The organism is Pseudomonas sp. B23(2017), assembly GCF_002113725.1.
GTDB classification, from domain to species: Bacteria; Pseudomonadota; Gammaproteobacteria; order Pseudomonadales; family Pseudomonadaceae; genus Aquipseudomonas; species Aquipseudomonas putida_Z.
This window is the reverse complement of sequence record NZ_NEJM01000005.1, coordinates 21,309-44,114: the sequence shown is the minus strand read 5'-3', so window position 1 is coordinate 44,114 and position 22,806 is coordinate 21,309. Positions and strand designations below refer to the sequence as shown.

18 protein-coding genes and 2 pseudogenes are annotated in these 22,806 nt (G+C 57.0%); 12 read left to right on the top strand and 8 right to left on the bottom strand.

Features of this window, described 5'->3' with window-relative positions; translation table 11 throughout:
• Nucleotides 1–43: 43 nt before the first annotated feature.
• The 3 genes and pseudogenes from CAG46_RS10375 to CAG46_RS29065 all read right to left on the bottom strand — a co-directional run.
• Complete coding sequence (locus tag CAG46_RS10375) at nucleotides 44–6,667, bottom strand: DUF3320 domain-containing protein (RefSeq protein WP_085615760.1); 6,624 nt, start codon at nucleotides 6,665–6,667, stop codon at nucleotides 44–46.
• Nucleotides 6,668–6,991: 324 nt separating this feature from the next.
• Nucleotides 6,992–7,207 (bottom strand): hypothetical protein, encoded by a 216-nt coding sequence (locus CAG46_RS10370; protein ID WP_016499708.1) that lies wholly within the window; start codon nucleotides 7,205–7,207, stop codon nucleotides 6,992–6,994.
• 676 nt (nucleotides 7,208–7,883) lie between these two features.
• Nucleotides 7,884–8,138, bottom strand: a pseudogene (locus tag CAG46_RS29065) (hypothetical protein); the annotation flags it as partial.
• A 489-nt stretch (nucleotides 8,139–8,627) separates the two neighbouring features.
• On the opposite strand from CAG46_RS29065, the gene CAG46_RS10365 reads away from it, so the two are divergent.
• The 5 genes from CAG46_RS10365 (at nucleotide 8,628) to CAG46_RS10345 (ending at nucleotide 13,787) form a co-directional block, all read left to right on the top strand.
• Nucleotides 8,628–9,851, top strand: a complete 1,224-nt coding sequence (locus CAG46_RS10365; RefSeq protein ID WP_085615762.1) for an SfnB family sulfur acquisition oxidoreductase — start codon at nucleotides 8,628–8,630, stop codon at nucleotides 9,849–9,851.
• Between the two features lie 9 nt (nucleotides 9,852–9,860).
• Entirely contained in the window at nucleotides 9,861–11,234 is a 1,374-nt protein-coding gene (locus CAG46_RS10360) for an LLM class flavin-dependent oxidoreductase (RefSeq protein WP_085615764.1), read from the top strand.
• Nucleotides 11,231–11,896 carry a methionine ABC transporter permease gene (locus CAG46_RS10355; RefSeq protein ID WP_085615766.1) on the top strand — a complete coding sequence of 222 codons (666 nt, stop codon included), beginning with the start codon at nucleotides 11,231–11,233 and terminating at the stop codon, nucleotides 11,894–11,896. Before CAG46_RS10360 ends, CAG46_RS10355 begins: the two co-directional genes overlap by 4 nt.
• Nucleotides 11,897–11,920: 24 nt before the next feature.
• Nucleotides 11,921–12,700 carry a MetQ/NlpA family ABC transporter substrate-binding protein gene (locus CAG46_RS10350; protein ID WP_085615768.1) on the top strand — a complete coding sequence of 260 codons (780 nt, stop codon included), beginning with the start codon at nucleotides 11,921–11,923 and terminating at the stop codon, nucleotides 12,698–12,700.
• A gap of 64 nt (nucleotides 12,701–12,764) precedes the next feature.
• Complete coding sequence (locus tag CAG46_RS10345) at nucleotides 12,765–13,787, top strand: methionine ABC transporter ATP-binding protein (protein ID WP_085615770.1); 1,023 nt, start codon at nucleotides 12,765–12,767, stop codon at nucleotides 13,785–13,787.
• A gap of 131 nt (nucleotides 13,788–13,918) precedes the next feature.
• Here the strand turns inward: CAG46_RS10345 and arfB are convergent, their stop codons facing one another.
• Both arfB and CAG46_RS10335 read right to left on the bottom strand, forming a co-directional pair.
• Complete coding sequence (arfB, locus tag CAG46_RS10340; protein WP_085615837.1) at nucleotides 13,919–14,332, bottom strand: alternative ribosome rescue aminoacyl-tRNA hydrolase ArfB; 414 nt, start codon at nucleotides 14,330–14,332, stop codon at nucleotides 13,919–13,921.
• Between the two features lie 77 nt (nucleotides 14,333–14,409).
• On the bottom strand, nucleotides 14,410–14,832 hold the full coding sequence (locus CAG46_RS10335) for a hypothetical protein (protein ID WP_085615771.1): 423 nt from the start codon (nucleotides 14,830–14,832) through the stop codon (nucleotides 14,410–14,412).
• 218 nt (nucleotides 14,833–15,050) lie between these two features.
• Here CAG46_RS10335 and CAG46_RS10330 point away from each other — a divergent pair, with 218 nt between their 5' ends.
• A complete protein-coding gene (locus tag CAG46_RS10330) occupies nucleotides 15,051–15,977 on the top strand; it encodes a LysR family transcriptional regulator (RefSeq protein ID WP_085615772.1) in 927 nt (308 codons plus the stop codon).
• A gap of 20 nt (nucleotides 15,978–15,997) precedes the next feature.
• On the opposite strand, the gene CAG46_RS10325 is transcribed toward CAG46_RS10330, so the two are convergent.
• The gene (locus CAG46_RS10325; protein WP_015270292.1) at nucleotides 15,998–16,459 is read right to left on the bottom strand and encodes a Rid family hydrolase; all 462 of its coding nucleotides are present in this window, start codon (nucleotides 16,457–16,459) and stop codon (nucleotides 15,998–16,000) included.
• Nucleotides 16,460–16,722: 263 nt separating this feature from the next.
• On the opposite strand from CAG46_RS10325, the gene CAG46_RS10320 reads away from it, so the two are divergent.
• On the top strand, nucleotides 16,723–17,409 hold the full coding sequence (locus tag CAG46_RS10320) for a hydrolase (protein ID WP_003258732.1): 687 nt from the start codon (nucleotides 16,723–16,725) through the stop codon (nucleotides 17,407–17,409).
• Between the two features lie 173 nt (nucleotides 17,410–17,582).
• Complete coding sequence (locus CAG46_RS10315) at nucleotides 17,583–17,987, top strand: helix-turn-helix domain-containing protein (RefSeq protein WP_085615774.1); 405 nt, start codon at nucleotides 17,583–17,585, stop codon at nucleotides 17,985–17,987.
• 16 nt (nucleotides 17,988–18,003) lie between these two features.
• Here the strand turns inward: CAG46_RS10315 and CAG46_RS10310 are convergent, their stop codons facing one another.
• Complete coding sequence (locus tag CAG46_RS10310) at nucleotides 18,004–19,182, bottom strand: MFS transporter (RefSeq protein WP_085615776.1); 1,179 nt, start codon at nucleotides 19,180–19,182, stop codon at nucleotides 18,004–18,006.
• Between the two features lie 219 nt (nucleotides 19,183–19,401).
• On the opposite strand from CAG46_RS10310, the gene CAG46_RS10305 reads away from it, so the two are divergent.
• Complete coding sequence (locus tag CAG46_RS10305) at nucleotides 19,402–20,334, top strand: AraC family transcriptional regulator (RefSeq protein ID WP_085615778.1); 933 nt, start codon at nucleotides 19,402–19,404, stop codon at nucleotides 20,332–20,334.
• Nucleotides 20,335–20,541: 207 nt separating this feature from the next.
• Here CAG46_RS10305 and CAG46_RS10295 read toward each other — a convergent pair.
• Nucleotides 20,542–20,742 (bottom strand): annotated as a pseudogene (locus CAG46_RS10295) (Lrp/AsnC family transcriptional regulator); the annotation flags it as partial.
• Nucleotides 20,743–20,887: 145 nt separating this feature from the next.
• Between CAG46_RS10295 and CAG46_RS10290 the strand changes: the two are divergent.
• The 3 genes from CAG46_RS10290 to CAG46_RS10280 all read left to right on the top strand — a co-directional run bounded on the left by CAG46_RS10290 (nucleotide 20,888) and on the right by CAG46_RS10280 (nucleotide 22,766).
• On the top strand, nucleotides 20,888–21,202 hold the full coding sequence (locus CAG46_RS10290; RefSeq protein WP_075045255.1) for a hypothetical protein: 315 nt from the start codon (nucleotides 20,888–20,890) through the stop codon (nucleotides 21,200–21,202).
• A 66-nt stretch (nucleotides 21,203–21,268) separates the two neighbouring features.
• The gene (locus CAG46_RS10285) at nucleotides 21,269–21,646 is read left to right on the top strand and encodes an NUDIX domain-containing protein (protein WP_085615782.1); all 378 of its coding nucleotides are present in this window, start codon (nucleotides 21,269–21,271) and stop codon (nucleotides 21,644–21,646) included.
• 112 nt (nucleotides 21,647–21,758) lie between these two features.
• Entirely contained in the window at nucleotides 21,759–22,766 is a 1,008-nt protein-coding gene (locus tag CAG46_RS10280) for a zinc-binding alcohol dehydrogenase family protein (protein ID WP_085615784.1), read from the top strand.
• Nucleotides 22,767–22,806 lie beyond the last annotated feature (40 nt).

The window sequence follows — 22,806 nt, the reverse complement described above, 5'->3', positions numbered from 1 at the left end:
CCCTGAATCGATAAGGGGCGCTGGTAATGCGCCCTATCGAGTATCACTCTGCGATCCGCTTTATCGCTTTTTCGATACGCTGACGGCCTGCGTGGGCAAGCTTACCGACCCCGGCTTCCTTGGCTACTGCGTAAACCAGCCCCTCTCCTACGTGACCATGCTTGGTCATTTCATCTACTAAGGCACCTAGTTCGGGCAAGCAGATTTCAGCAAGTGGGCGAATGGCATCGTCATCACCCGGCCTACGAAAGACAACGTTCATATCCGGCTCGAGATGAGTCGGCCAGAAGAATGTTCCTGCCTGCTCCTCTTCATGAGATCGGAATCGTGCCCGCGCTATTTGATCGACGCGATCACGAATGCGCGAGCCCGTTCTGACCCAGCCATGAGCACGCGCGATACGCCGTGCAAGCGCCATATCGAGCACAGGCCCCTCCTCTGCCACCACATGGGCAATCATCTGTTCCAAGATAGTCGTGTAGCTCGCTTCGAAGAATCTGTCTGGATCAACCCCCTTCACAGCCTCGGCAGGGTCTGCTTCCTTGTAAACCAGGTGCTCTACTGGCACATAAGGAATCACGGTATCTTCTGCTGCTTGAGCCGCGGCAGCTCTGGCGTATTTCAACTCTGGCATTGCGCCAGACGGATCATTGGCTCCGGCAGCTGAAGTCGAAGTTACAACAGCAACCTGATCCACAACCTCAATGACTTCAGCCATGGCAGCATCGACTTTTAGGCGCTCAGCCTCATGGGCAGCATCGATGACCGCCTGCTTGGCCCTCGATTCGGCAAGCAGTTCGGTGAGACGTTGATGCACCTTTTCTGCAGTTCCCACGGCATCAACCCACCAATCGGTCGACCAGATCCTGACGATCTCCCAGCCAAGTCCACGCAGCACAAACTCACGCAGCTTGTCGCGATCACGCGCAGTCGCACTGCGGTGATAGGTAGCCCCATCGCACTCGACACCGGCTAGGAAGCGCCCTGGAGCATCAGGGTGCACAACCCCCAAGTCTACTCGGAAGGAAGAGACACCAATCTGGGTATGGATCTGCCAACCCTTCTTGGCCAAGGCAGCAGCGACTGCCTCTTCAAATGGGCTATCGAATCCACCCACACTACCGAAATTGGCTTCAGCCAAGGCCTGCGGCCCACGTTCAGCAAACTCGAGGAAATGCTTCAAGTCACGCACCCCGACGGCTTGCGTCCGAGCGAGGTCAATGTGCTCTGGGCGGAGGGTCGAGAACAGCACCAGTTCTTGGCGAGCACGCGTAATTGCAACGTTCAGTCGGCGCTCGCCACCCGGACGGTTCATCGGGCCGAAGTTCATAGACATCACGCCGGCAGCGTCTTTCCCGTAGGTGGTCGAGAAATAGATGATGTCCCGCTCGTCGCCCTGGACACTTTCCAGGTTCTTCACGAACACAGGCTCGAGCTCAGACTCAGCGAAATACGAGTCGAGCGACGGATCCCTCCGGCATGCCTCATCGAGCATGTCCATGATGAGCTTCTGCTGCTCACCGTTGAACGTGACCACTCCCACAGTACGACGGCTCTCACGGAAGGCCGGCGACTGAAGGCGAGCAACAAGGTCAGCAACTAGGGCTCTTGCTTCAATCAGGTTGGTACGTGAACCGCCCTTGTCGTAGACACCAGCAACTGGACACAGCCTCACAGCCTTATCAGCTGTGAATGGCGAAGGGAACGTCACCAGCTTCGAGCCGTAGTAACGCTGGTTGGAGAACGCGATCAGGCTCTCGTGGCGACTACGGTAGTGCCAGTTCAGATTGCGCATCGGCAGGTTCGCGCTGATGCATTCATCCAGGATGCTTTCCAGATCCGCCTCAACATCTTCGTCATCGGCCGTGGACTCAGCCCGATCGAAAAACGAGGTCGGCGGGAGCTGTTTCGGGTCGCCCACCATAACAACCTGCTTTCCTCGCGCCATCGCACCAATCGCATCCCAGACTGGGATCTGGGAGGCCTCGTCGAAAATGACGAGGTCAAACGGGGTCGAAGCCGGCGGCAGGTACTGAGCGATCGAAAGCGGGCTCATCAGCAAGCACGGGGTGAGTTTCGTGAGCGCCTCTGGTGCCCGAGTCATCAACTCACGCAATGGAATATGCTTGGTTTTCTTGCCCATCTCATGACGCAGCAAGCCCCACTCAGAAGAGCGGCTCACGCTGTCTTGACTTGGCAGGTCAGCACACAGCCGAGCACGGAGCCAGTCCTTCGTCAGCTCGGTGAACTTGTCATCCAGCGTTCGGAAATCGCGAATACGCTGTTCGTGCTCAACGCTGACAAATTTCCGGATCACTTCCTCGTTATCGACAGTGGTATTCAGCCACCAGCGAGCGTAATTCACCTCGAAGACGCGGCGGACTTTTCCGGAGGTGATCGCTCCGCTTTCCATGGCCTGGACAATTGGGGCGAGGCCAACGGCGAAGGCCTCATCGCGCACCTTCCTCCAGGCACACCATGCCTTGAGTCTCGCCTCGGAAGAAACTACGGTCTCGCAATTTTTCTTGAGGTCATTCAACGAAAGGTGTGAGGTCTCATCAGCACCGGCCTCGGTGAAGTGACCGATCGAAGTCAGATGTGATGAACGCTCCTGCAACAACGCAAGCTTTTCACGCAGGCCAACGCCTGCGAGAGCTATCGCACCTTCAGGCTCTAGCAAAGCGTTGCCATCGCCCAAGAGCGTTTGGAGGGGAGCCTTGTAAGCTGCGATCTGCTCCGGGTTCAGCGCGAGCTTCGCAATAGCAGTTGCTACCTGCCCTTGGAACACCACAGCCTGACGTGCAATCTCAAGCTTAGTCTTCAGGTCACTCCAGACCGGCACCAGCTCTCGAAGGTCAGCCAGGTCGGACAGATCACGTTCAACCGCTGCCCGCTGCTTCAGCAGGTCGAAGTCACCTTTCAGCAACGCTCCACAGCGGCCCTCCTGCACTTCTGGGTGATCATCAACAAGGCGACCGCGCTCTTCGATATCCCGACGCTCAGACTGGAAACGCAGCGCTGCAGTAAGGAGATCAACGTTAGTGTCCTTGCCGCACCAAAGTTGCTGAGTGCTCGAGCCAAGGTCGGACAAGGCAGCCATGTCGCTATCAAGGCGAGTCAGCGTGCGAAGCCGCCGGAGCTCTTCCTTCAATGCATCTCCCAACTGACCTTGCTCGACCAACTGGAGTCCATCATCAATCCAGTCCAAGTCTGCTTGCTGGAGCCGAATGGCCTCTTGAAGCTTGATCGACGTCGAAAGCTGCTCAGCCACAGACTTTGAACCTTGCCAAACGGCAACGCACTCGTGCCCGGGCTCAAGCTCATCAATAGCGCGGCGCACGGCGCGGATTTCTGCCCAGGTGGCCAAATCTTTACCGTGATCAGCCTCGCCTGCAATTTGAGTCGGGGCTAGCAAGCCCGCAATACGACGCTTTCCGAACCATGATTTTGGCCAGAACGATTCCTCAGCCTCCCTCCACTCACGCAGCAACAGATCGATGTCGAGCGATTCGATCGTATCGCCATAGGTCGCACTGAGCTGCTGCTTGAGCTCTACTATTTGGCCAAACAGTGCCACCGCCTGAGCAAGAACATCAGTGACACTCTCCGGCCAGGCCGGGCTGAACTCACCGAATATGATGCGACGTTGGGACAGCAGGTCAATACCCTGCTTCGCATCCGCCACAACGCGAGAGGGCCAGAGCGGCGAAAGCTTAGCGTTGAGCTCTCGGTGTTGTTCAACCCACGCACAGCCATCGCTCAGCCGTTGAGAAATGGAGCGGGCATCAGGCCGCAACGCGAAGCGCCAATCCTGTCCTGCTGCCGCGGGCAATGCCTGGGAAAGTACTGACAGACCTTCTAGTGCACTCGGGGTGTATTCCGCAGCTGGGAGCCCAGCCAGCTCAACGAACCGATCAGCCGCACGCTGCACATCCAGCACAGCAGGCAACACATCACGAGCCGCCTGCACGAACTGTTGCTGCCAATGAGGTGACCATTCCGCTTGGCCAACCGCAGACAACGCATTGCCAGCGAGCTGGCTGTAACCAACCTCCTGTGCATTCACTTCGAGGCGATCGCCCAACTGACGAAGATCGAGCATGGCTTTGTGGTCATGCGTGTCAGGTGACGCCCACCCAACAGGCGCAACAGCTTCATCGCCACCCGAAGTGACCGTGCCGATCGCATCGTAGATGGTGTAACCGTTGCGATGGCGCCGGTGCAGTCGCTCAACGTAAATGTTCAGGCTGTCGCGCAGCGTTGCGAGACGCTGAGCCTCAACCTCCCAGGCCGCAGAATCCACTTGTCCCTTGGCTTCCCAGGCTGATTGCAGTTGGGCAAGGACATCTGTTTTGCGAGCCTTGCTCGAGTGAAGCTCCAGGCAGAATTCACCCAGGCCAATCTCACGCAGCCGGCGGTACACGACATCCAGCGCCGCGATCTTCTCCGAAACAAACAGCACGCGACGGCCCTGAGCAATCGACTGAGCGATCATGTTGGAGATGGTCTGGCTTTTGCCGGTACCTGGTGGGCCGATGAGCACAAAGTCTTTGCCTTTGGCCGCAGCCATCACTGCAGCCAGCTGCGATGAATCAGACGGCAGCGGACAGAAAACATCGGTCGGGCCGTAATCACGATCCAGCGATTGCGCCTCTGGGAACGGTGTATCCGAAACGAACGAATCGCGTGGGGAATCCAGGAGGTGCTGAACCACTGGGCTCTGCCGCAGGTGCTCAGCGTTCTCGGCCAGATCCTTCCACATGAGATATTTGGCAAATGAGAACATCGACAGCACGACGTCTTCGCTCAACTCCCAACCTGGTATGTCCTTGATGGCATGGCCGACCTTGTTCCAGATGCCGGCGATATCAAGACCAGAATCGTCTCGAGGCAATTCGTGCTCCAGCGACCCCAAGCCCAACTCGAAATCCTGACGAAGCATCTCAATAAGAGTTGGGTTGAAGCGTGGCTCATCATCGTGCAGCACCATGGTAAATCCGGAGCGAGCGCTCTTGCGCTCCAGCGTGACCGGAACCAAAACCAATGGCGCTTTGTACTTTTGCCCTGCTCTGTCCTCGCGCGTCCAACTCAGGAAGCCAATGGCCAGGAAGAGCGTATTTGAGCCGCCTTCCTGCAGCGCTGTGCGAGCACTTCGGTACAGTTCGGTGAGTCGAACATCCATCTCGTTGGATGTTAGCGCAACAAAAACCTCTCTGCGCTTGAGGGCATCCTCGGCATGCCGGCGACGAACATCCTCACGCTCACGTTGCTCATACAGAGCGCGCTCCCGCGGATCAGCACCATCCATCAGATCTGGGCGGGTGAGCAGCTTCAGCGACTGACCACTGGCCAATACGTCCTCGAGGGCTCCTGGATCTGGGGACTCCAGCTTCAGCGCCCGCTTGCCCGTCTTGAAGTTCAAGAGGTTGTTTCGAAGCGAGAGATCCAGGAGTTTGCGCTGCCACCGGCCAAGCCGGTCTGCTGGGTCGAGCTTGGAAAGGTCTTCGACCACTACCTCGTGGATCTCATCAGGGATTCCAGCCCCGTCCTCGACCAGGAGCGTCGGAGAATCCAGCGGAACCTCATCAGTAATCCGTGCGATCTGAGCCTCAGCACTTGCGAGCGGCTTGATCCGTTGCAGTCGAGCCCGGCGAATGTCGAGCAGCATTTCAAATTCGCTGTCCGCGTCTTCGGCAATCTGCTTCTCACCTCTCTCGACTGCGTAAGAGAAGGTTGGGACAGGATTCTGCGCACTGAGCGTCGTTTCAAATAGAACCAGTTCCCGCAGCTTCACCCGCTTGCGTACCGCCGTCACATCATCGACAAGGGCAGTAGTGAACTCTTCGGGCTTCATCCACAACCCTGCGAAAGCGTGACCGCGGGTGAACACGATGACTGGGTTCAGCCCGATTTGCTCCAGGGCAGCGCAGAACAGCAGGGTAAGATCCATGCAGGTTGCCAAACCAGTATCGGCAATCTGGCTTGGGCTTCGCACCTTTTGACCTGACTGTTCAAAACTTGCCGGCGGCAATGCATAGTCGAGCTTCATCCGTGCGACGGCGCTCCAGACCGCAGACGCCAGCTGCCAAGCTCGCTTCGCGCCACCCTCGTAGCCATCCAGCGATGAGGACAGTTCGCTTTGGCGAAGCAACTCCGCCGTCTGCTTCAAGAGTCGTTCAACTGCCGGATCATTCGGCTGCACGAAGGCAGCCGTCATGTCAGGAATATGCCGCAAACCACCCCACTGATTTCGGGGCAGAAGGTCTACGACTTGCTCCAAACGGGAGACCTCCTTTCTGCCGCTCTCGGCTTCCTTGTCGTCCGCCTCAAGCACGAAGGTGAATGTCGACAGCTCAGCTTCGGTCAGACGACTAAGCAACGGGCCGTCCAAGACCAGATCAAGACCAGGAATGATCCGGAAGCTATCTGCCCCAATCTCGTCGATCCGCCACACCTTGGCCTTGAACACCTCAGGTTCTGAGGTCAATGTCAGGGTCGCATTAACGAAACGGTCTTCGGTCTCGTTCGCTATACGAAGTTCGCGAATTACGGGAATGGCGTTCTGGAAGTCGGCAAGGTTCAGCTTCGCCACAAGGGTGGCAAGGATCTTGACTTCTTTGGGTGGGATTTCTTCTTGAGCAGCGGGGGGCTGAACGATCTCGTCCATGCGCAACCTTCCTTGTTGTGATGCTCAAGGGAGTGCCGGACTGACCGGCCGCGAAGGGATCCTCTTGAGCTGATGGCGGGATGATAGCGCTTCCTGCTTCAGGCGTAATGATCCTTTGGTCGTTCGCTGATGCTTAATCTGTTCAGCTAAGCAGCGATCTGCAGCAAAGCGCAGATGCATCCTGACTTGCCACAGACCTATCAGCTCTATCGGGGGTAAAAAATTAGTATCAAAGGTTTTTCAAAAGTGGCACAAAACTGCAAAAAGCCACATCAAGACTGACTAGCTCAAGGAAAGCCCAGCCACCTAAAACATTCCAGCGAACTATAAGCTAGACGTATTGGACTCAATACCTATCAATCTCATCTCAATGTTGTTCAAGCCGTCATACACAACTTTTGCATAGGAATGTTCACCAACCCAGTTCAGCTCATTTTTTATTTCTGATAAATCATATTTTATATCATCTAGCTTTTGTGAAACCTCTTCATTGATAGCGACAAGCCGCTCCAGAAGCGTCTCAATATTTTCAGTACTCATAAAAACTCCTTTTCAAAGCAGAGGAAACGGTCTGGTAAGTTCTGCGCAAAGTGCTTGGAGGCTGGCCTAGCTTGGCTGCAAATAGACATCTTGAGGCGCAGCTTGCACATCAAGCAGTGGCGCAGTGCCATCATTAGCATAAAAATGACCTCCTGTGGAAGACCTACGCTTCGTAGTACCGCTCCATCGCCTCAACAGCGTTAGTGCTCAAGGCCACCGCGGCGCTGTTCGATCAGGCTCAGTAGCGATTTTATAGCCACACTCTGCGGCTTGGTTAAATCGTGCTGGTGAAAAATCCTCCCCGATCAGCTAGGTTGCTGATCAAGGACTCGCCCCTTCAATTTGAATGCATCAATCGGCGATACCGAGATACTTGCGGAACAGGTTCTGAATCGCCCTGAGCTTCGTAGGCACCTCTTTGTCTTGCAAGGCCAATAAAGCTAGTTTTATAAACATCAATCGATGAACGGCCGCATTCGTTTCGAGGACTTTGAGTCAGTAATCTCCGGCCCGTGAGTGGCTTATAAACATTTGACATCGCCCACTTGTTAAATCACGTATTTGGATCAGCCCACCACACGCCCTGATACCACCGAATTTTTTAACGAAATAAGTGGAAAAATTCTTCGGCCAAAAAATCGCAAGGTATCCCCCGGTGTCAGGATAGTTGTCGCCTCGCCAGATTCACCTGAAACCAGATCCCGGGGGCGGAAAGGTTGAGGCTGAAATAGCGCTGGTAGTAGTCGGTCTTCTCAAGCATTCAGGGGCGACATCCGAGAGCCGGAACAGTCCAGTGGCCGCTGATTCACGGCTGGCTACGTAGAACGGATCGAGCAAACACAATCCATTCAGGTGGTCCTGGAACAGAGGATACCGAGTATCAAGGCTTTTCATACAGAGCCTAGGGCAACCCAGCTAGCGACTCGATCATTTGGCCCACAGATCGGTGCCAGGCAATGTCCTGCAGTTGTTAAATTGATGCTCTACCCCTGTGGGATTACCTCCCGGGCCCTGTCCCTACCAGGAAACGGCAGGGCCTATTCCCCGGATTTTTACTCAGCCCGATGAAAGACAATCGGGCTTCGGCAACTGACTGTTCAGACTTTTCAGTGACACCTCCCCACTCCTGCACGCAGGCATCGCCGGTACCTCTCGGCGTGTTTTTCCAGCCATCATTTCCTAGACAACGAGCCGCAGAGGCTCAATGTCGTATTCATGCATTCCAAAAAACTTGAGTACCGGTGTTGTGCTGGCGACTGTATTTACACTAACTGTTGCCCGAAAAACACCAACTCAACAGTTGGTTGCGAGCCCAACACAAATGGAGCCATTTTTACGAATTAAGCACCTGATTTTACTGATTTAATCCATTGGCACGGCATATGCACCACATAGATTTTAGATTGCATGTGAGCACGCCATGAGCCTCGAAACCGTACCAGCCAATTTCCAAATAAACACACCCAAAGCCCACATCATCCTAGACGACTCGGAAGCCATCGCCATTGCTCATGAGATAGCTAACCTTCTACGCCCGGGGGCTGCGGAGCGCGATCGTGATCGGCTGGTACCTGCCGAAATTGTTGATGCCTACTCAAACAGCGGACTATGGGGCATCACCGTTCCACGGGAATACGGCGGAGCCGAGGTGTCTTTCGCCACGCTGGCAAAAGTCATAGCCACTCTCTCCACTGCGGATCCATCGCTTGGGCAGATTCCTCAGAACCACTACTGCCTGCTCGAAGACATTCGGTTGCAAGGCACCCCGGAACAGAAGCGCTATTTTTTCGACCTGGTTTTGCAAGGACATCGCTTCGCGAATGCTCTATCTGAAACGGGCGGGAAGACCGTTCAGGATATTCGCACTCGAATCATCCCAACGCCTGATGGCTACCAGATTGATGGTCGGAAGGGCTACTGCACTGGTTCCCTGTACGCCCACTGGATCGGTGTTCTGGCACTGGATGAGCAAGACCGTGCGCAACTGGCGTTCGTCCCTCGCCATACACCAGGGCTGGTCATCGTTGATGACTGGAGCAGCATGGGCCAACGCACCACTTCAAGTGGCACGGTACTGCTGGAAGGATTGCGCGTACCTGCATTCAATCTCTTCCCCACGTACCGCTCTTACGACCGCCCTACCCTTGCTGGCCCGTTCGCTCAGCTGACCACCGCAGCCATCGACGCCGGCATTGGCCGAGCAGCCCTGAACGACACCATCACATTTGTCCGTGAGCAGGCCCGACCTTGGATTGATGCCAAAGTTGATAACGCCAGTGAAGACCCGTTGACCATCATTCAGGTGGGCTCAATGGAAATTCGCCAGGAGGCCGCTGAAGCGCTGCTGGAACGTGCTGGATGGGCATTGGACGCAGCCAAACCTTCGCCGGATGAAGACAACGTAGCAACAGCCTCGGTTGCCGTTGCAAAGGCCAAAGTGCTCACAACCGAAGTAGCCATCGAGGCAAGCAACCGGTTGTTCGAACTGGGAGGCACACGCTCGTCACTTACCAAGCACAACTACGATCGCCATTGGCGCAATGCCCGGGTGCACACCCTCCATGATCCCGTGCGCTGGAAATACCACCTGGTCGGTAACTGGGCTCTCAACGGCATTAAACCAGCCCGTCACGACTGGAACTGAGGGCGCGCCATGACCAAGCAGATTCGCCTTAACGCCTTCGCAATGAACACAGTCGGGCACCTTTCGCCCGGCTTGTGGCGCCACCCTCGAGATCAGGCTACGCGCTACACCGACATTCACTATTGGATCGAGCTAGCCAAAACCTTGGAACGCGGGTGCATCGACGGTCTGTTCATCGCGGATGTACTGGGTGTATACGACGTCTACGGTGCCAGCGCGGACGCGGCCTTGAGCAGCGCCGCCCAGGTACCGGTCAATGACCCATTGCAACTGGTACCCGCAATGGCGGCAGCGACGCAACACCTAGGTTTTGGCGTAACGGCCTCTGTGTCGTTCGAGCACCCGTTTCCCTTTGCTCGACGCATGAGTACCCTCGATCACCTTACCCAAGGCCGAGCAGGTTGGAACGTTGTCACCTCATATCTCGCCAGTGGCGCTCGCAACCTCGGCCAGCGCGACCAGCTCACTCATGACCAGCGCTACGCGCTAGCCGAAGAATACCTTCAGGTCTGCTACAAGCTTTGGGAAACCAGTTGGGAAGACAACGCTGTAGTTGCCAATCGCGAGAGTGGCGTTTACGCCGACCCTGCCAAAGTGCATGGCATCGGGCATGAGGGCGCCTATTTCAAAGTCCCTGGTTTTCACCTCAGTGAGCCCTCACCGCAGCGCTCCCCGGTCATTTACCAAGCAGGTGCATCAAGCCGAGGTCGAGCGTTTGCAGCAGCAAATGCAGAGTGCGTTTTTGTAGCCGCACCGAGTAAAGCGGTGTTGAAAAAGCAGGTTACAGAACTGAGAGCGGCTGCGGTAGGTGCCGGGCGAGCTGCCGATGACATTCTGATTTTTGAGCAGTTGACCGTGATTGTCGCGCAGACCGACGAGGCTGCACTCGCTCTGCTTCGGGAGTATCGAGAATATGCGAGCAAAACCGGAGCGTTGACGCTGATGGCCGGTTGGACAGGCATCGATTTCGCACAGTATGACGATGACCAGGTGCTGCGCGAGGTGCCAAGCGAAGCGATTCAATCCGCCGTTGAGGCGTTCACTCGCGCCGATCCTTCACGAACTTGGACTACTGCCGAAATCGCCGACTATTGCTCTATTGGGGGCGATGGCCCGGTGCTGGTCGGCTCCGCAAAATCCGTAGCCGATCAGCTTCAGGCGTGGGTAGAAGAAACCGACGTGGACGGCTTCAATCTCGCGAGCGTGGTTGCCCCGGAGACCTTCGTCGCCGTGGTCGACTTACTCATCCCGGAGCTGCAATCTCGTGGCCTGTTCAAGCGTGAATACACGCCGGGAACATTGCGCAACAAGTTGTTCGCAAGAGGAGATCGATTGCAAGCGCCCCATCCAGCAGCCGCACTCCGCGCTGAGGCACTCCGATGAATGACCTGCTCGCGAATCTAAACTGGCTGGAAATAGCCCAGGCCTGTGTCGAAACCCTCAGCATGCTAGGCGCTGCGTTAGGGTTCACCGTATTGTTCGGCCTTCCTCTGGGGGTGCTGCTGTACCTCACAGGGCAACGCCAACTGCTCGCACACGCCCCCGTTTATCGCAGCCTTTCGCTGGTAGTGAACGTGCTGCGCTCGCTCCCCTTCATCATTCTGCTAATCGTACTGATTCCGCTGACCACTTTAATCACCGGCACCTCTCTAGGCGTGCGGGGCACCATCCCACCCCTGGTGGTGGGTTGCACGCCGTTTTTCGCACGTTTGGTGGAAACCGCTCTGCGAGAAGTCGACCGCGGGCTGGTGGAGGCAAGCCAAGCCATGGGCGGCAGTATCCGCCAAATCATCTGGCACACCCTGTTACCCGAAGCCCGAACCGGACTGATCGCCGCAGTAACCATCACAGCAATCGTCCTGGTCGATTACACCGCCATGGCCGGTGTAATCGGCGGCGGTGGTCTGGGCGATCTGGCGATCCGCTTTGGATATCAACGGTTCCAGACCGACGTGATGGTGGTCACCGTCCTGCTATTGATCTTGCTGGTGCAGGCCCTGCAGATGAGCGGCGACCGCCTCGTAAAGCATTTCACTCGACACTGACTCCAACCCACAGGTACTGACATCATGAGAAAAACCCTGACTGCCCTCGCCGCCTTCTTGGCACTCAACTCGTTGAGTGCCCATGCCGCCGAACATTTGGTTGTCGGCGCCACGCCTGTACCTCATGCAGAGATCCTCGAGTTCATAAAACCAACCCTCGCCAAGGAAGGGGTTGATCTCGACATCAAGGTGTTCAATGACTTCATCCAACCCAACCTGCAACTCGCACAGAAGAATCTGGATGCCAACTACTACCAGTACCGTCCGTTTTTGAACGATTTCAATAAAACCCGCCACACGGATCTGGTACCCGTGGTCGGAGTCCACATCGAACCCTTCGGCGCCTACTCCGGGAAGTACAAAAGCATCGCTGACCTCCCAGACGGCGCCAACGTGGCCATTCCAAACGATCCAGTGAACACCGGTCGTGCTCTGGTGCTCCTGGCAGAAGCTGGGCTCATTAAGCTCAAGGATCCAAGCAATCCGCAGTCGACCCAGCGCGACATTATCGAGAACCCTCGTCATCTGAAGATTCGAGAGCTCGAGGGCGCCATGCTCGCGCGCTCAGTGAAGCAGGTCGACCTGGCGTTCGTGTTCGCCAACTACGCCTTGGAAGCTGGGATTGATACGCACAGCGCCCTAATCACCGAGAAGGGTAAGGATCTCTATGTCGAGTACCTGGTCGCCCGTCCAGACAATCTGGAGGATCCCGGGATTCAAAAACTGGCAAAAGCGCTGAATTCCCCCGAGGTGCGGGAGTTCATTCTGACGCGCTACAAAGGGCAAATTGCGCCGGGGTTTTAACCCTCCCTATCAGTGATAGCAGGCAGTAAAAATCCACGCCAAATAATGAATCCGAGATACTGAAATGAGCCGCTTCGAGCAAGAAATCCATAATCATACCGCCCACCTCCAGCTACGAGGCGTTCACAAGCGCTACGGATCCGTATGTGCGCTGGATGACATTTGCCTCGAGATTCAACGCGGCGAGGTTTTTGGGATTATTGGCCGAAGCGGTGCAGGCAAATCATCACTGCTCCGGTTGCTCAACCGACTCGAAACAACGAGTAACGGCCAAGTCATCGTTGATGGAAGAGACATCGCCATTCTGAATGCACAGGGTCTGCGCGAATTTCGCAGAAAGGTGGGCATGATTTTTCAGCACTTCAACCTACTTTCCAGCCGGACAGTAGCAGAGAACGTTGAGCTGCCCCTGGTTATGGCGGGGATACCAAAACAAGAGCGAGCGCGTCGGGTAGAGGATCTGCTTAACGTGGTGGGGCTTTCAGAACGTGCAGGCGCCTATCCCGCCCAACTTTCGGGCGGGCAAAAACAGCGAGTTGGAATAGCCAGGGCGCTCGTGCTTCAGCCAGAGATTCTTCTGTGCGATGAAGCCACGTCTGCACTCGACCCAGAAAGCACCAAATCCATTCTCATGCTGCTTCGGGATATCAACCGACGCCTAGGCCTGACCATCATCCTCATCACTCATGAGATGGAGGTCATTCGAGATCTGTGCGATCGGGTTGCTGTACTGGAGCGAGGCCGCGTTGTCGAATCAGGTGAGGTATGGGAGGTTTTCGGAGCACCTAAACATGAGGTGAGCAAAGTGCTTCTCTCGGCTTCGCACCCCGCCAGCGAGTCAAAGAAAGAAACTCGACGATACCTTGACCTACACTACACAGGGGTCAAAGGGTTGCAGCCAAACCTGATGAGCATCTCGAAGGTATTGGGTGGAGATGTATACCTCCACCAGAGCTCCATTGAGCAAATTCAAGGACGCACGCTAGGCTATCTCACCCTAGCAATATCAAGTGATTTACCAACTGAGCACATCAATGCTCTGGCAGCTTCCTTTGCGGATCAAGTCGTTTGGCACGATTCGCCTTAATCAAAAAAAACAAGTGAAAGAAGCATCATATGAATAAGCAACTCGTGGCGCTTGCGACACTTAACGTTACACCGCCATGGTCGCACTGACTTATTCCAGGCAGCGTTCGCGATATCTCTTTTATCCAGAGCCTAGAACGGCACCTTGCCTCGACCCGCCTTAACAGTGCTGCGCCTGGCTTTCCCTTCGAGGCGACGGGTCTTCGAGCCAAGGGTCGGCTTGGTGGGACGGCGTTTCTTCTCGGTCTTGCCGGCATTGATGATCAACTCGGCAAGACGCGCCAGTGCGTCAGCGCGGTTCTGCTCCTGTGTACGGTATTGTTGTGCCTTGATGATCAACACGCCGTCGCCGGTGATGCGACTGTCACGCAGCGCCAACAGCCGCTCCTTGTAAAACTCGGGCAGCGACGAGGCGGGAATGTCGAAGCGCAGATGCACGGCGCTGGACACCTTGTTGACATTCTGCCCGCCTGCGCCTTGCGCGCGGATGTATGTCAGTTCGATGTCGGCATCTGGCAGATGCACGTTATTAGAGATGGTCAGCATGGCATAGCCCTTGTGATTCCCCTCCATTATCCAGGTTCGCCAAGCAATCATGCCAGTCATTGATGTACGCAGCGCCATCACATCAGGCAATAAAATTCCCTAACCTCTGCCACAATCTCTCCCTTCCCATCATAAAGCCTCGCCTCTGGCGTCATGGCCATGGAGCGGGCCTCGAGCACGTAGCGCTGCCCAGCCTTGAAATGCTCGTAGTCTATGGTCAGGTAGCATTGCCTTACCGTGGTACCTCCCATCAGGCTGATGCCACCGCCACCATTTACTTCGTAGTCGAACCTGACGACCAATTCATGGCTGCCGGGGCTGACCTCAAAGAAGCGCCCGTCGCGCAGGCGTTGTTTATCCAGGCGTTCGGCCAACAGCACACGGTCATTCGGGAATGGCGTCGACAGATCGACCCAAGCCATCTGTGGGTTGGCAGTGGGCATCGGCGCCTGGCAACCCGCCAATGCAGCGATCGCGAACAACAGTGTCAACTTGCGCATGGGTAGTTCCCCAAAGGCTCCTGGGCTCACTATTCAGAATAACGCCGACAAGTGTCGATGTGCGCATGAAGGGACGACCGAAGCCCCCTCCTTCGCCTTCATGCTGATACTTGGTTCACGCAGCCCCTTCTCGTATGATCGTCGCAATCTGATCTGGAACGGATTTAGTGAAGTCGTTACCTGGAAATGTCCCAATTACCCCGGTTGCCCCCAAGGACGTGAAATGGAACGTGGGCGAGGCTGCCAACCAGCTCTCCTGGGACGACCTGCGGATCATCAAAACACTCAGTGAGTGTGGCAGTCGCGCTGCAACAGCCAAGAAGCTCGGCATCAACGTGTCCACCGTCTCTCGCAGGGTCTCCCAGGTTGAAAAAACACTTGGCGTAGCCTTGTTCGATCACCGCAAATCAGGCTATCTGCTCACCATCGAGGGCGCGGAACTGCGTGCCCTCGCCGAGCGCGTTGAGCTGGACATCGTCAGCGTGACGCGGCGTGTCTCACGTGCCGGCCAGGGGCCACTCGGAAAGCTTCGTATCACCACCAGCGACTCACTGCTGCTTTACTTCCTCACCCCCATCATCGCCGACTTCAAGGCCCTCAATGAAGGCATCACGATCGAGGTGCTGGTGGGCAACGAATCACTGAGCCTTGCGCGAGACGAATCGGATATTGCGGTTCGGGCGACCAGGAAACCCGCCGAAAGCCTGGTGGGCCGCAAACTGGCCACAATCGCCTGGGCTCCCTACGGCAGCAGCAACCACACATCGCCTGCTCCTCTGTTCACTGAAGGCCAGGCATGGGTTTCCTATTCCGCGGCGCTACGCGGGCTCAAGGCAACGAGCTATGTCGAAAACAGGGTCGCTGCCGAGTGCATCTCGTACCGCACCGATTCGGTTGCGGCGGCAAGTGCTGCAATCGCGGCTGGCCTGGGAGTGGGCTTTTTGCCCTGCATGCTGGGTGATATCACGCCTGGGCTTGAACGCGTCGGCCCGGTGGTGCCGGAGCTGCAGGATGAGCTGTGGCTGCTGACGCACCAGGACATCCGCAAATCGTGGCGGGTCAAAGCATTCATGACGTTCTGTGCAGCTGCCGTTGCCAACCAGAAGCCGTTGATCGAGGGCCAACTGGTGCTCCCGGTCACGTAGAGCGAAACCGGGAGTGCGGGTCACTCAGCGTGTGAGCCAAGTACCGCTTTGCAGGCGATTTCGATCAGCTGTGGGCGCTGGGCAAGCCTCGAGACGCCGATGATGTTGCTGGCGCATTGAGGCCGCTCCGTGCCGTAGGCGGCCTTGCGCACCTTGCCGACCACGGCAAAGGCCGCGTCCATGTCCAGTACGTAGAGCGTCTCTTCCACGACATCTTCAAGCGTTGCGCCATACAGCGCGAGCAACTTGGCGATATTGTCGTAGGCGGCGCGCATCTGATCCCCCATCGAAGAGAAATCACAGGGCCTGCCGTCACGATCCAAGGGTGCCGGCGCGACCAGGTTGCCTTCTTCGTCATGATTGAACTGGCCCGATACGTAGATCTCGTCCCCTACCCGCCGGGCCTGCGGATACCCGTAAGAATTCTCCCACGGAACGCCCCAATAGGCGGTTTGTTTGTTGAGTGGTTGTGAAGCTGCCATCGCTTTCTCCTGGCGTAAACCGGATCAGGTAGATCCGCGTTTGCGTGCGAATCCTAGCATCAGGATGAACAAGCGAATGGCGCATTAATGCGCTCCTGAGAGCGCAAAGGTGCGCCACCGCTTCGCTCTGCGATTCGCTATCTTGTGCTCGGACTCAAGCAACGGGCATCACTGAGGACGTCATCCAGTGCCTCAGCACAGTCTGCACAAAGCAGGCGCCGTGACTTGTGCGATGACCATCATCCAGCTGACAGGGAACAAGAATGAACAATCCAAAAACTGAAGTACTGACCCCATTCAACAGCCAACTGATCTTCATCGATCAGCAGCCACAGATGGCCTTCGGCGTTCAGAGCATCGATCGCCAGACCCTGAAAAACAACACCGTAGGCCTGGCCAAGGCAGCCAGGATCTTCAATGTGCCCACCACCATCACGACGGTCGAGACTGAAAGCTTCTCTGGGCACACCTACCCCGAACTGCTCGCCGTCTTCCCCGACGCTCCGCTGCTGGAGCGAACCTCCATGAACTCCTGGGATGACCAGAAGGTGCGTGACGCGCTCAAGAAAAACGGGCGCAACAAGATCATCGTTTCCGGCCTGTGGACGGAGGTGTGCAACACCACCTTCGCGCTGTCGGCGATGAACGATGCCGGCTATGAAATCTACATGGTTGCCGACGCCTCCGGTGGCACCACCAAGGAAGCCCACGACTACGCCATGCAGCGCATGATCCAGGCAGGCGTGATTCCGGTGACCTGGCAACAAGTGCTGCTGGAGTGGCAGCGCGACTGGAAAAACCGCGACACCTACGATGCCGTCATGGAACTGGTGAAAGAACACTCCGGCGCCTACGGCATGGGTGTCGACTATGCCTACACCATGGTGCACAAAGCACCAGAGCGCGTTCAGCACGGCCCAACCCTGGCCCCGGTTGCTGCCGCTGTCTGACCATTGCCAGCCCCTGCATCCAGGGGCTGTTCATTGACCCGCTGATGGGTACGCCGGCTGGCTGAGCCAGGCCATCGAATCGAGCGTTATCGTCTGTAGCCCGCCCGAGGCTGCAGTGGCCTGCTCTGCCCACTCGAAACGTGCGTGCCCACTTCATTGATTAATGGATTTGTATGAACAGCGATCACTGCACTGTGCTGGCGACTGTCGCACTGAAAACGACCGGGCTCCTCAAGCCCTGGCAAGTCACGACTGCCAAGAGGTTGATGCTGGAGAACCTGGACACCGGCATAACTGTTACGGAACTCGCCCAAGCCTGCTCGCTGTCGCGTAGCCATTTCACACGAATGTTCAGGGATACCCTGCATGTGCCCCCGCAGCAGTGGATGCGTGAACAACGGTTGCGCAAAAGCAAGGAACTACTGGGGGGCTCGGGAATGATGCTCGCTGAGATCGCACTGGAGTGCGGTTTCTGCGATCAGTCCCACTTCTGTCGCACATTCGTCAAGGCCGAGGGGATGTCGCCGCAGGCTTGGCAGCGACAAGCGTCTATTCAACCTGGGCCTTTGCTCAATTAGGGAGCACATTTGTACTCTATCGATGCCGCCCTACCCTCATGGTCAAGGCAGTCGCTACCAAGAGCATCATCCCACTGGCGATGAAGGTCGCCTGGTACCCAACGCCGTCATAAAGCACCCCACCTAAGGTCGCACCTACAGTAATCGCCAGTTGTATCACCGCGACCATCAGGCCTCCCCCGGCCTCTGCGTCTTCGGGCAGCATCCTGGCCAGCCAGGTGAACCAGCCCACTGGCGCACAAGTGGCAATCAAGCCCCAGCCACCAAGCAGCACCGCCGTCGGGACGACCCAGGAACCTGTCGAAATCACAGCGAATGCGATGACGGCCATGAGCAGTGGAATACCGGGCAGCACTCTGAACAGATGGCGTCCTACGAGCGAACCTACCATCATCGTTCCCACCAGCCCCGCGACGCCGATGATCAGCAGAAGCAGCGACAACGTGGGCACGTCCACCTGTGTCACGGTTTCCAGGAACGGGCGAAGGTAGGTGAACAGCGTGAACTGCCCCATGAAGAGGAATGCAACTGCAGCCATGCCAAGCGCAACCTTGCTGTCCAGCAGCAAACGCAGGGATGCGGTCGCCGAAGCCGTACCACGCTCGCCAGGCATCGCCGGCAGCGTGAAGGCCTGCCAGATCAACGCAATTGCGGCCAAAGGTACGACGCAGAAGAAGGCCCCTCTCCAGCCGATCAGGCCGCCCAGGTAACTGCCGACCGGGGCCGCGATCGCCGTGGCCAGCGCAGTACCGCCCTGCATCACGGCAATGGCCTTGGGAACGAGGGCTTCAGGCGCGATACGCATCATCACTGCGGTGGACATCGACCAATACCCACCAATGGCGATCCCAAGCACGGCCCGCCCCAACATCAAGGTCAGGTAGTTCGGGGCAAACGCCACCATTGCACCGGAAACCAGCATTAGCGCCGTGGTGGCCAACAGGACAGGTTTTCGATCAATACCCTGCGTCAGGGTGGACAGCAACAAACTGGTGACTACGGCGAAGAAACCCGAGATCGAAATGGCTTGACCGGCCTGGCCTTCGGTAAGCGACAAATCAGTGGCAAGTGGTGTAAGCAGGCTCACCGGCAGAAATTCGGACGCTACCAGGGCAAAGGCGCAGAGTGACATTGCCAACACGGCGCCCCAGACCTGTCTGCTGGAATGTTGAAGGGGGATCGCTGAGCTGGTCATGGTGGTTCTCGTGCAGCAGGTTATGAAAAGCGGGTGCCCTCGCGTTACTCGAGCACTTTGGCAACATTGCCTGCCGCCCATCTTCCTCGCGAAAAACGGTGTATCAGTAGATCAAACGACCAGTTTTCTTGCCTGATTCTCCAGACCCTGTCGACGGGGCATGGACAGCGGAAGTGACGCGCGAGTAGTGTCTTTCCAAGAGATGACCTGAGGCTTCCTATGTCCGCCACCACACAACCGACCTCACACGCGCACCCGATGGCCACGCTGTGCAAGGTCATCGGCGCCCACGCGCCAACGGCTGGCGATTTCGCGACACGCATCGCAGACCTCAGCGTCTATCGACGCAACGCACCGGCCCCACCGGTCACCTGTATCGTCGAGCCAAGCATCGTGCTGGTCGTGCAGGGCGCCAAGGAAATGGTCATCGGCGGCGACGTGTTCCCTTATGACTCGACCCGGTTCCTGGTCACCTCGCTGAACATCCCCGCCCATTCGGCAGTGACGATGGCCAGCGAAGGCGCACCTTGCCTGGGCCTGGTGTTCAAGCTCGACCTGCGCACACTGGCAGAGTTGATCGCGCAAGATGGCCGCCTGCCGGCGGGCAGCCAGTCTGTTCACACAAGCGCCGGCGTGGGTTTGCTAAGCCCGAAGCTGCTGGAAAGCTTCAGCCGACTGATCGGGCTTTTGGAAGAGCCTGATGCGATACCCGTGCTCTGGCCGCTGATTCAGCGAGAAATCCACTATCGGTTGCTACAGAGCGACCAGGCCCTCCTGCTCCGCTACATCGCCTCGGTCGGCAGCAAGGGGCATCGAATCGCCAAGGCCATCGACTGGCTGAAGGTGAACTACGCCGCGCCGTTGCGGGTAGATGAGTTGGCCTCTCGGGTGCAGATGGGGCTTTCAACCTTCCATCAGCACTTCCGCCAGCTCACCGCGATGAGCCCGCTGCAGTATCAGAAATGGTTGAGGTTGAACGAGGCAAAACGACTGATGCTCAATGAACACCTGGATGCTGCCACGGCAGCCTTCAAGGTCGGCTATGAAAGCCCTTCGCAGTTCAGTCGCGAATATGGGCGGCAGTTCGGTACGCCGCCGAAACGCGATATTTCGGAGTTACGTCAAACAGCGCCAGCTCAAAGGGCAAGGTAATCTCCCAAAGAGATCGCACATGCCTTGCATCGAGCTTCTGGCCTGCAAAGGATCCTGTGGGAGCGGCCTTGTGTCGCGATTGGGCTGCGAAGCGGCCCCAAGGTTTCAGCACAAGTGCACAAATGGCCGGGGCTGCTTCGCAGCCCAATCGCGACACAAGGCCGCTCCCACAAGAGTCCGCGCAAAGCCACGAGGTTGGAAACACGATCAGGCATCGACAGCCTGCTGCAGCCCTCCTCCCAGCGGCAATTCATACGATTTCTTCACCGTACGCACCACCAACGTCGAGGAATAAGTGCGAATCGGAATATCCCGGTAAGTGTCGAGAAACCGGTAGATATAGTCGGTGTACTCGGTGGCATCGCGAAACTTGGCAACCATCACGAAGACGAACTCGCCTTCAGATAGGTTCCTGGCCGCACACCAACATTTCGCACCCTTGAAATTAATGCGTTTAGTCAGCTTGCCAAATATTCCTTGCACACCGCGGGAACGGGCTTCGGTCATAACAGTACACACAGACCTTCCTGTGTCTGACCTGAGGTAAGCGATCATGGCAAACAATCAAGACAAGGGTGGCAACCAAGGCAATGCTGACACCGGCATGGGTAACAACACTGCCGGCACCGGCCAGCAAGGCGGCCAGGGTTCGGGCGGCCGGATGCCCGGCCAACAGCAGCAAGGTGGCAGCCAGTCCGGCCAGAAACCTGAGGACAAGATGAACAAGGACTGGGAACGTTCCCGTGACACAGGGAGCCAAGGCGGCCAACGTACGACCGACAAGCAGAACCAGAACCTGACAGACAAGGACCGCATGGGCGGCCAGCAAAACCAGGCAGATGATCAACAGTGGGATAAAGATCGCTGATCATCCGCAGCCGGCATCAGGGTGAGTTTTGCCCTGATGCCACCTCCAACGTACGGGAGGCTCCTGATGAACAACTCCAGAGAACGGCATTCGACGGTCATTTGCCTGCAAGCAGGACGCATCCTTTTCGTGCGCAAGCAAAGCGCTGAATGGTCGTTGCCAGGCGGGAAAATAGATCCGGGCGAGCATCATCTGGACGCTGCGCAGCGCGAGCTGATGGAGGAGACTTGCCTACCCTTCAATGGTGCTCGATTCCTCAACCACTACGTGCTCGCAGGCGAGGAACATTACCTTTATCAGCTGCCTGTCGAACCTGGCGCAAAACCTACCGCAAATCACGAGATCGTGGAGTGCCGCTGGTTTGCAGCGCCTGAACTTCACGAAGTGCAGGTCAAGCCGTCCAACATCCAGCTGCTTGAACGAGAGCACCTGCTCCCTGTGTAGGGGTACCCGATTATCAGCGAAACGCGGAAAGTGTTCCGGCAACAACCTGGTTTTTCAGGGGGCTCGACGCGATTAACCTGCCACCACTGCTCACCTGAAAGGTCACATCCCAATGAAAGCAATCGTCTATGACACCCCCGGCCTCCCGATCCAGGATTCCCGATCGTTGTACGAGCACGAACTGCCCAAGCCCACACCCGGTGCCAGGGACCTGTTGGTGGAAATCAAAGCCATCGCGGTAAACCCTGTCGACACCAAGGTCAGAGCCAGCCGCAGCGGTGACCAGCCTCAAGTATTGGGATGGGATGCCGTGGGGATCGTTCGCGAAGTCGGCGCCGAGGTGTCGTTGTTCCAGCCTGGCGACGAAGTGTTCTACGCCGGTGCAATCGACCGCCCGGGCAGTTACTGCGAATATCACCTGGTCGACGAGCGAATCGTCGGGCACAAGCCTCGTAGTCTGGACAATGCCAGCGCCGCAGCCTTGCCGCTCACATCCATCACCGCCTGGGAATTGCTGTTCGACCGCCTGGGTGTGGAGGAAAATGGCGGCGCTGGCAAGAGCCTGCTGATCATCGGTGCCGGCGGCGGTGTTGGTTCGATCCTGGTACAGCTTGCACGCAAGCTTACCCAGCTCAAGGTGATCGGTACCGCGTCACGCCCTGAAACCCAGGCCTGGGTCAGCGAACTCGGGGCACATCATGTCATCGACCATTCGGCATCCTTTGCCCTGCAACTGGAACAACTTCAGTTCAACTCGGTGGATTACGTCATCAGCCTGACCCACACCGATGCATACCTCGCGCAGATCGTCGAAGTGCTGCGCCCACAGGGCAAGCTCGCGCTGATCGATGACCCTCAGCATCTCGATATCGTGCCGTTCAAGCGCAAATCGCTGTCGGTGCACTGGGAGCTCATGTTCACTCGCTCGCTGTACCAGACCGAGGACATGATCAAGCAGCACCACCTGCTGGAAACGGTATCGGCGCTGGTCGACGAGGGGGTCATCAAGACCACCGTTGGCGAGCACTTCGGCAGCATCAGTGCCAGCAACCTGAAACGCGCCCATGCCCTGATCGAAAGCGGCAAGGCAAAAGGCAAGATCGTTCTGGAAGGCTTCTGATCACTCGCCCGGTCAACGCAACGAAGGCGGGGCCATGAGC

Excerpts from the sequence above, each read along its gene's own strand:
- CAG46_RS10375 (WP_085615760.1), bottom strand. The coding sequence starts at position 6,667 with ATGGACGAGATCGTTCAGCCCCCCGCTGCTCAAGAAGAAATCCCACCC.
- CAG46_RS10370 (WP_016499708.1), bottom strand. The coding sequence starts at position 7,207 with ATGAGTACTGAAAATATTGAGACGCTTCTGGAGCGGCTTGTCGCTATC.
- CAG46_RS10365 (WP_085615762.1), top strand. The coding sequence starts at position 8,628 with ATGAGCCTCGAAACCGTACCAGCCAATTTCCAAATAAACACACCCAAA.
- CAG46_RS10360 (WP_085615764.1), top strand. The coding sequence starts at position 9,861 with ATGACCAAGCAGATTCGCCTTAACGCCTTCGCAATGAACACAGTCGGG.
- CAG46_RS10355 (WP_085615766.1), top strand. The coding sequence starts at position 11,231 with ATGAATGACCTGCTCGCGAATCTAAACTGGCTGGAAATAGCCCAGGCC.
- CAG46_RS10350 (WP_085615768.1), top strand. The coding sequence starts at position 11,921 with ATGAGAAAAACCCTGACTGCCCTCGCCGCCTTCTTGGCACTCAACTCG.
- CAG46_RS10345 (WP_085615770.1), top strand. The coding sequence starts at position 12,765 with ATGAGCCGCTTCGAGCAAGAAATCCATAATCATACCGCCCACCTCCAG.
- arfB (WP_085615837.1), bottom strand. The coding sequence starts at position 14,332 with ATGCTGACCATCTCTAATAACGTGCATCTGCCAGATGCCGACATCGAA.
- CAG46_RS10335 (WP_085615771.1), bottom strand. The coding sequence starts at position 14,832 with ATGCGCAAGTTGACACTGTTGTTCGCGATCGCTGCATTGGCGGGTTGC.
- CAG46_RS10325 (WP_015270292.1), bottom strand. The coding sequence starts at position 16,459 with ATGGCAGCTTCACAACCACTCAACAAACAAACCGCCTATTGGGGCGTT.
- CAG46_RS10320 (WP_003258732.1), top strand. The coding sequence starts at position 16,723 with ATGAACAATCCAAAAACTGAAGTACTGACCCCATTCAACAGCCAACTG.
- CAG46_RS10315 (WP_085615774.1), top strand. The coding sequence starts at position 17,583 with ATGAACAGCGATCACTGCACTGTGCTGGCGACTGTCGCACTGAAAACG.
- CAG46_RS10310 (WP_085615776.1), bottom strand. The coding sequence starts at position 19,182 with ATGACCAGCTCAGCGATCCCCCTTCAACATTCCAGCAGACAGGTCTGG.
- CAG46_RS10305 (WP_085615778.1), top strand. The coding sequence starts at position 19,402 with ATGTCCGCCACCACACAACCGACCTCACACGCGCACCCGATGGCCACG.
- CAG46_RS10290 (WP_075045255.1), top strand. The coding sequence starts at position 20,888 with ATGGCAAACAATCAAGACAAGGGTGGCAACCAAGGCAATGCTGACACC.
- CAG46_RS10285 (WP_085615782.1), top strand. The coding sequence starts at position 21,269 with ATGAACAACTCCAGAGAACGGCATTCGACGGTCATTTGCCTGCAAGCA.
- CAG46_RS10280 (WP_085615784.1), top strand. The coding sequence starts at position 21,759 with ATGAAAGCAATCGTCTATGACACCCCCGGCCTCCCGATCCAGGATTCC.